We start from the raw sequence: 6,926 nt of genomic DNA on the forward strand, positions 1-6,926 counted from the left end.
CCTATGGAGACCAGCATGATGGCCATGTTCATGCCGAAGCCGAACCACTGGGCGGCTTCGTCGCTCATGCCCAGTTTCTTGCCGAGTTCCGTGAAGCCGGCGGCAATGCTGTACTTGCCGTCGGATGCGAGGGAGACCACGCTGTCCACGGTGGTGACCAGGCCGACCGCACCCGCGGCAATGAGCAGCGGGTTGGCCGTCAGCGCGCCGGCCACGATGCTCGCCACGGAGGCGATGGCTCCCACGATGGCGCCGATGATCTTGAAGGCCTTGAGAAAGCCGTTGAGCACGGATTTCTTCTTCATTTCTTCCAGACGGTCGGCGATTTCCTGCAGTTCCTTTTCATTGACTTCCGCCTGCTGTTCCGCCTTGAGCTCCAGGCTGGACACGCCGTCGCGGCAGGCCTGACGGCGCACGTCGTCGCCGATGGCGTTGATCAGGGTGTCGAGGGAAAGCGGGCTGGAGGAGAGGGGAATCTCGGGCAGACCGAGTTCAGCAAGAAGGTTCTGAAGTTCCTCGTTCTTAGGGTCGAGAACCGTGGTGTCGGTGCCGGTAGAGCCGGTGGCGCCGGTTTTCTGGGAATTTACGCCGCCTGTGGAAGTGAGCGGATTATAGGAGCTGATGGGGTTGAAATCGACCATGATTTACTCGCTTGCATTGAGCATGGTAAGCAGCGCGCGGGCCTTCTTGTGGCAGTCCGCGTGCGCGGGATTGTTTTCATCTCCCAGCGTGAGCAGGCCCTTGAGGGCGCCCACGGCGTTTTCCCTGTCGCCGAGCTGAATGTAGCATTTGGCGGCAAACAGGAAGGGAGTGGGATCGGCCAGCAGACCGGCGGTTCCGGCCATGGCATAGGCGTCGACGGCGCCCTTCAGATCTCCCTGCGCCTGACGGCAGCCGGCAAGTCCCATCCAGAAGCGGACTTCCTTGTGCCGGTACAGGCACAGAGCCTGAAACACGGTTCCGGCGTCGGCAAAGTTGCCGGAGGTATAGAGATTGTAGGCAAGCGCATAGAGAGATTCTATCTGTTCGTCCGTCACGTTGCACACGTCGCCGATGCTGGCGCCCTTGTTCAGAGCGCTGATGATGGTGGCGATGTCGCTGTCGCTGAGGGGAGTGTTGTCGGCCATGGCGTGATCCCTTTTTTAGGGTAAGAAGGTTAACTTGAGAAAAATGCGTCGGAATCGGGGCGGCCTACTGACCGCGGGCCAGATTGGTAAGGGTCTGGTTGGCATTGGAAATCTGGGTGTTCGCGCCCTGCAGATAGGAATTGTACTGTCCGATGAAGTCCTGCAGATAGACCATGAGGGTCTGCGTCTTGTTGCCCACGGTTTCCTGATAGTTGGTCAGCGATTTCAGCGCGTAGTCCCACTCGTCCTTGCCGAGGATGTAGTCCTTGTCGTTGTTGGGAAAGCTGAGTCCCCGCTTGTTCATGAAGTCGACAAGTTCCTGCGACATGGGATAGCAGTCCTTGCCGGTGGTCTTGGTGCCGCTGATGCTGACTTTGCCTACGCCTTTGCCGTCGCTGCCCATCTGCTGACAGTTGCGGGCCTGTTCGATCATTTCGGCGCATTCTTTCTGTTCGTTCTGAATTTCCTCGATCTGCTTCATGTAGTCCGTGGCCTGCGCCTTGCAGATTTCAGACTGCGCAAGCTGAAGCTTGGCGAACATCATCTGCACGCTGCCGGTGGGGCCGAGATCGATGGCGTCCATGATGGAGGAAAGAGAATTGGTTCCAGATACCTGTGACATGATATCTTCCTGTTGTTCTCAAAAGTTGTAAGCGGATCAGGCCGCGTCTGAAGCCGGATGCGGAAGCGAAGCGGCCTACTGCCCCCGGGCCAGGCTGGTGAGGGTCTGGTTGGCGGTGGAAACCTGGGTGTTCGCGCCCTGCAGATAGGAGTTGTACTGTCCGATGAAGTCCTGCAGATAGACCATGAGCGTCTGCGTCTTGTTGCCTATCTGCTCCTGATAGTTGGTCAGCGACTTCAGGTTGTAGTCCCATTCGTCGGGGTTGTGGGCCAGATCGTTGCCGGTGTTGTCGTAGCTCAGATTATGCTTCTTGAAGTAGTCCGCCATTTCCTGGGGCATCATGGACGCCTTTTTGTCCCAGGGGCAGTTGCCCTTTCCGGTTTTGGCGTCGTTCTGGAGCTTTCTGGCCTGTTCGATCATTTCGGCGCACTCTTTCTGTTCGTTCTGAATTTCCTCGATCTGCTTCATGTAGTCCGTGGCCTGCGCCTTGCAGATTTCGGACTGCGCAAGCTGAAGCTTGGCGAACATCATCTGCACGCTGCCGGTGGGGCCGAGATCGATGGCGTCCATGATGGAGGAAAGGTCGTCGGGGCCGTTTACCTGTGACATGATATCTTCCTCTTGTTCTCGAAAGGAGTGAATTGAGCCGATCAGGCCATGCCCGATTCCGGATGCGGAAGCGGATCGGCCTACTGACCGCGGGCCAGGCTGGTAAGGGTCTGGTTGGCGTTGGAGATCTGGGTGTTCGCACCCTGCAGATAGGAGTTGTACTGCCCGATGAAGTCCTGCAGATACACCATGAGGGTCTGCGTCTTGTTGCCGATCTGTTCCTGATAGTTGGTCAGCGACTTCAGGTTGTAGTCCCACTGATCGGCGCTGTGCCAGTTGTCGTTGCCGTCTTTGTTGAAGGACAGGTTATGATTATTGAAATAGTTCACCATGTCGGTGGGCATTAGGGTGTTCTTGTTGCCGCTTTTGGCTTCGCTCTGGAGAGCTCTGGCCCGTTCGATCATTTCGGCGCATTCTTTCTGTTCGTTCTGAATCTCTTCGATCTGCTTCATGTAGTCCGTGGCCTGCGACTTGCAGATTTCGGACTGCGCGAGCTGGAGCTTGGCGAACATCATCTGCACGCTGCCGGTGGGGCCGAGGTCGATGAGGTTCATGATGGAGGAAAGAGAACTGGTGCTGTTTACCTGAGACATGATATCTTCCTGTCGTTTTTCAAAAGTTGTGAACCGGGCTGTTGTGACCGCATCCGTGCTTCCGCCGAGGGAAGCGCAGGCGGTCTATTGTCCTGTGGACTGCCCGCCTGTATTCAGATGAGCGCTGTACTGCCCGGTATAGCTCTGCAGAACGTTTATGAGAGGCCGAGCCTTGTCCGCAAGCTGATTCTGATAGCTGGTCAGCGATGTCAGGTTGGCGTCCCACTGAGCGGCGTCGCACGTGTTGCTGTTGCCGTCAGCGGCACAGGACAGACCGTGATCCTTGAAGTACTGCACCATGTCGGCGGGCATTTCGGTGCTTGCGCCGCTGGCCTGGGCCTGGCTCTGCAGTTCCCTCGCCTTTTCGATCATGGTGCCGCAAGCCTTCTGTTCGCTCTGGATTTCCTCGACGTCGTGCATGATGCTCTCGATGAGCTTCTTGCACTTTTCGGCCTGCGCGAGCTGAAGCTTGGCAAATATCGTCTGCGCGTCGCCGGTGCCGAGGTCCATGTTGCCCGTGATGGAGCCGAGAAGGCCGGAACTGGTAATTTTCATTATTGTATTGCCTTTCTGACGCCTGGTTCAGATTCGTACCGCGCCCCGGCGTCCGCGACCGGCGCAGCAGCTGCCGGAATTGGAGGTCGTTCTGGCCTGGGCGGCTCTGGCTTCGCCTTCGCGCTTTGCGCGTTCGGTGGCTTCGGCCATGGCGCGTTCCAGTTCGGGCGTCATTTCCGAAGCGTCAACGGTGACGGGCTGATCTTCGGCAAAGCCGAGAATTTTTTTCTGCTGGGCGAAGACGGCGTTGAGTTTGGAAAGTTCGTCGGCAAGGCGGGAGATTTCCTGCTGCTGATTTTTCAGATCCTGTTCGGTAAAAGCCATGATGAACTCCTTAAGTATGGGCACCGCTTTTGCATGTTTGCGGTTCGCTAACTATTATGCAAGAAGCATGCCAAAATGGGAATGCGGCCTGTCGGCGGGAGGATGGGGGAAAGGTGCTCGTCGGCTCCATGAGGAAATGCCAATTTTTTTGGCGTTCATGGGAAAAGAGTTGCCATGCACCCTCGTTTTCGACATACTACCAAAGGCGCCGACCGGTTGCAATCGCAAATGCGCCGAGCATAAATGAGCGCAACACTGCTTTCTGGCACGATACTTGCATTGATAAGTATATACAGGAGCGCACAGCATGCCTATAAATTCCATATCAGGGGCCTTTTCTACGGCCGAACAGGTTCGACATACGGAAAGCGCCGCAGCGAAGGGCGCCTTTATGGGGAACGCCGTTGTTCAGCAGCCCTCGCCTGAGTCTCTTCTGGCCGATGCCGCGGAAGAACTGACGTTCTCTGCCGACACGACGGACGATTTCGAGCTTGAAGAACGCAAGGAGCGGGACAAGATAAAGAAGTCGGAAGAGGATCGCGTCAAGCTTTATCAGGAGCTCATGCACGAGGCCGGCAAGAGCGAGCAGCTCAATCAGCTGCGCGACAGCCTGCACACCCGGGCGGATTCGCGTCGCGCGCTGGACAAGGTGCGGGAGTATTTTCCCGATCCCTCGGACGCGTGGGCGGCTCTCAGGCAGATGCAGGAAGAGCTGCAGAGCGAGGGAGCCGACGAGGCGTTGCGCAGGGATGTGGACGCCGCCGTTGCCGAGCTTGAGGAGCGGGAAGGGCCGGCCATACGGGCGGGCATTCAGGGCGCGCTTGCGTCGGCGGGCTTCAGGGAGCTTGGCGGCAGCGACGAAATGCGCGATTTTTACCGCCGCACGGTGTGCGAGTTTGCTTCGGTCAACGAGGTGTTCGCCCACGTGATGGAAAAGTACGGCGGCGATTTCGACAAGGCCATGGACTTTCTTTTTTCCGCGCTCAGCGCGGATATGGCGTCCGACGAGCCGAGCATGGGAGTCCGGCATCTGGAGAGCGTGCATGAAACGCTCGGCAAGGTGCGGCTGACGCAGAGCGCCTACCGCCTGTGCGAAACCATGATGGACCGCTGGCAGAACGTGCATGGCGTGCCGCCGCGCGAAGGCGGGCTCACGGCCATGAGTCTGCTCGGCAGCATTGTGGGACTTCGGGAAATGCGCTTCATAGGCGCTTCGCAGATAGAAAGCATTCTTGCCAAGGCCGGAGCGCCTGATATAGAAAGAGAAGTGCTTTTTCTGCAGGAGCTTCTGAGCACGACGAGAAAGTTTCCCTCGGCGCTTTTCGACGACGATCAGGGCCGCATGAAGGTGCTCGACGCCGTACAGGAGGCCGTGGACCGGGCCATTGAGCGCGAAGACGAGTACCTGGCCAAACAGGAAGGATGACGCCATGCTGGACTATGAAATAGAAGCCTTCGGCCGCAGACTCGGTCTGGAGCGCCTTGCGCTGTCTTCGGAAGGCGTCGCGCGGCTGGACATCGAGAACGTGGGCAGTCTTTATCTGGAGCGTCAGGAGAAGGCGGGAGCGGGCGAGCTTCTGGTGTATGTGGCTGCGCCGCTGCCCGTGCCCGACGGGGGCGCGACGAGGCGTCTGCTGGAGCTTTGCGACTACAGGCACGGCTACCCCATGCCGGTGTTTGCCGGTGCGTTTTCCGGCAGGGCCGTTCTGCTCACGCGCATGGAGGAGAACGCCGTTACGGCGGCGGGTCTGGAGAACGCGCTGCGTTTTCTGGCGGAACTTCTGCGCGGGGCGCTGTAGGCCGGTTCCGCGATTTGTCTGGAGGTGCATGAATTATGCCGTTACCTGTCAATCTTCTTGATTCGTCTCTGGGCATTCAGCATGTCATGGACATGCCGGATCCCGACAATCTTCCGCGGGCGAGGGAGCTGGCTTCCAACGCGCTCAGCGAACCCGGTCTTGAGGAGCTCTACGCGCCGAACAACGCGTGGCAGCTCATGGAACGGGCGCTCTGCCCGGATGTGGGCGACGGTTCCATGCTGAGCCCCGAGGCGTTTTCCGAATCCCTGCACGAATGCGTGAAGGATCTTGCGGACAACCCTGATCCGGCCGTTCGCGAAATGGTGTCGAAGGAGCTGGAGCCGCTGCTTCAGAACGGTCAGCTCTTGCAGGCCTATCTTGGTCTGATGATAGGAGGCTGAGGCTGTCGTGCTGAAGGAAAACGAGAAAAAGACGCTTCACGTGCTGGCGTACATGATGCTGCGCATGGGGCAGGAAGAGCGCGCCGGCAGAATCTATGCCGCGCTGGCCGCGCTTGCGCCTCGGGAGCATCCCGACAGGCTGGCGCTTGCGGGCGTGGCGGCGGTGGCCATCAGCGCGGGCGACGGCGCGGCGGCGCTCGAAGCTCTGCGCGGAGCCATGAGCGGCGGGCCGCTCTCTTCCCGTCAGGCAGTGCTGCATCTCATGAAGGCGCAGGCCTTCTGGCTTGAAGGCAGAAAGGAAGAGGCCCGCGCGGCGCTTGATGAATATCTGTTCCTCGCCGGAGGAGGAAAGAACGCATGAGTCTGATGGACAAGGCCTCGCTCGGGGTCAGGCTGATGACCCGTCACAACGACATCACCATGGTGATGCTCTTGGTCGTCGTTGTGGCGCTTATGATCGTGCCCCTGCCCACGCCTCTTGTGGATACGCTCATCGGCGTGAACATGACCCTGTCGTTTCTCATGCTCATGATGTCCATGTACGTGAAGACGGCGCTGGATTTTTCCTCGTTTCCCACCATGCTTCTGTTCACCACGCTTTTTCGCGTGGGTCTGAACATCACGACCACCCGTCTTATTCTGCTTCAGGCCGACGCGGGCGAGATCATTTTCACGTTCGGCGACTTCGCGCTCGGCGGCAACTTCGTGGTGGGCGCGGTGGTGTTCGTCATTCTCACCATTGTGCAGTTTCTCGTCATCGCCAAGGGCGCGGAACGCGTGGCCGAAGTGGGCGCGCGCTTCACGCTGGACGCCATGCCCGGCAAGCAGATGTCCATTGACGCCGACATGCGTGCCGGCGTCATAGACATGGAAGAGGCGCAGGTGCGGCGCAACCG

Annotated in this window: 11 protein-coding genes and 1 pseudogene; 5 read left to right on the plus strand and 7 right to left on the minus strand. The window is 58.9% G+C overall.

Going from position 1 to position 6,926, the window contains the following annotated elements:
- The 7 genes and pseudogenes from ACZM96_RS04195 to ACZM96_RS04225 all read right to left on the minus strand — a co-directional run.
- Positions 1-641: pseudogene (locus tag ACZM96_RS04195) on the minus strand (hypothetical protein); the annotation flags it as partial.
- Between the two features lie 3 nt (positions 642-644).
- Positions 645-1,127 (minus strand): SycD/LcrH family type III secretion system chaperone, encoded by a 483-nt coding sequence (locus tag ACZM96_RS04200; RefSeq protein ID WP_294486059.1) that lies wholly within the window; start codon positions 1,125-1,127, stop codon positions 645-647.
- Between the two features lie 64 nt (positions 1,128-1,191).
- A complete protein-coding gene (locus tag ACZM96_RS04205; RefSeq protein ID WP_489487567.1) occupies positions 1,192-1,749 on the minus strand; it encodes a USH1C-binding protein 1 in 558 nt (185 codons plus the stop codon).
- A gap of 75 nt (positions 1,750-1,824) precedes the next feature.
- A complete protein-coding gene (locus ACZM96_RS04210; RefSeq protein ID WP_489487568.1) occupies positions 1,825-2,358 on the minus strand; it encodes a hypothetical protein in 534 nt (177 codons plus the stop codon).
- 80 nt (positions 2,359-2,438) lie between these two features.
- Positions 2,439-2,951, minus strand: a complete 513-nt coding sequence (locus tag ACZM96_RS04215) for a hypothetical protein (protein WP_489487570.1) — start codon at positions 2,949-2,951, stop codon at positions 2,439-2,441.
- A gap of 84 nt (positions 2,952-3,035) precedes the next feature.
- The gene (locus ACZM96_RS04220) at positions 3,036-3,506 is read right to left on the minus strand and encodes a hypothetical protein (protein ID WP_489487572.1); all 471 of its coding nucleotides are present in this window, start codon (positions 3,504-3,506) and stop codon (positions 3,036-3,038) included.
- 27 nt (positions 3,507-3,533) lie between these two features.
- Positions 3,534-3,830, minus strand: coding sequence for a hypothetical protein (locus ACZM96_RS04225; protein WP_294486074.1), 297 nt, complete (start codon positions 3,828-3,830; stop codon positions 3,534-3,536).
- A 391-nt stretch (positions 3,831-4,221) separates the two neighbouring features.
- Between ACZM96_RS04225 and sctW the strand changes: the two genes are divergently transcribed.
- From sctW to ACZM96_RS04250, 5 genes are all read left to right on the plus strand, one after another.
- Entirely contained in the window at positions 4,222-5,256 is a 1,035-nt protein-coding gene (sctW, locus tag ACZM96_RS04230) for a type III secretion system gatekeeper subunit SctW (RefSeq protein ID WP_489487574.1), read from the plus strand.
- A gap of 4 nt (positions 5,257-5,260) precedes the next feature.
- On the plus strand, positions 5,261-5,629 hold the full coding sequence (locus ACZM96_RS04235; protein ID WP_489487576.1) for a type III secretion system chaperone family protein: 369 nt from the start codon (positions 5,261-5,263) through the stop codon (positions 5,627-5,629).
- Positions 5,630-5,664: 35 nt separating this feature from the next.
- Complete coding sequence (gene sctX / locus ACZM96_RS04240) at positions 5,665-6,030, plus strand: type III secretion apparatus assembly protein SctX (protein WP_489487577.1); 366 nt, start codon at positions 5,665-5,667, stop codon at positions 6,028-6,030.
- A gap of 7 nt (positions 6,031-6,037) precedes the next feature.
- Positions 6,038-6,391 carry a type III secretion apparatus assembly chaperone SctY gene (gene sctY / locus ACZM96_RS04245; protein ID WP_294486087.1) on the plus strand — a complete coding sequence of 118 codons (354 nt, stop codon included), beginning with the start codon at positions 6,038-6,040 and terminating at the stop codon, positions 6,389-6,391.
- A partial coding sequence (locus ACZM96_RS04250) for an FHIPEP family type III secretion protein (RefSeq protein WP_489487578.1) occupies positions 6,388-6,926 on the plus strand: 539 nt, incomplete at its 3' end. The genes sctY and ACZM96_RS04250, both read left to right, overlap by 4 nt.

The sequence above is a fragment of the Mailhella sp. genome, assembly GCF_057866825.1.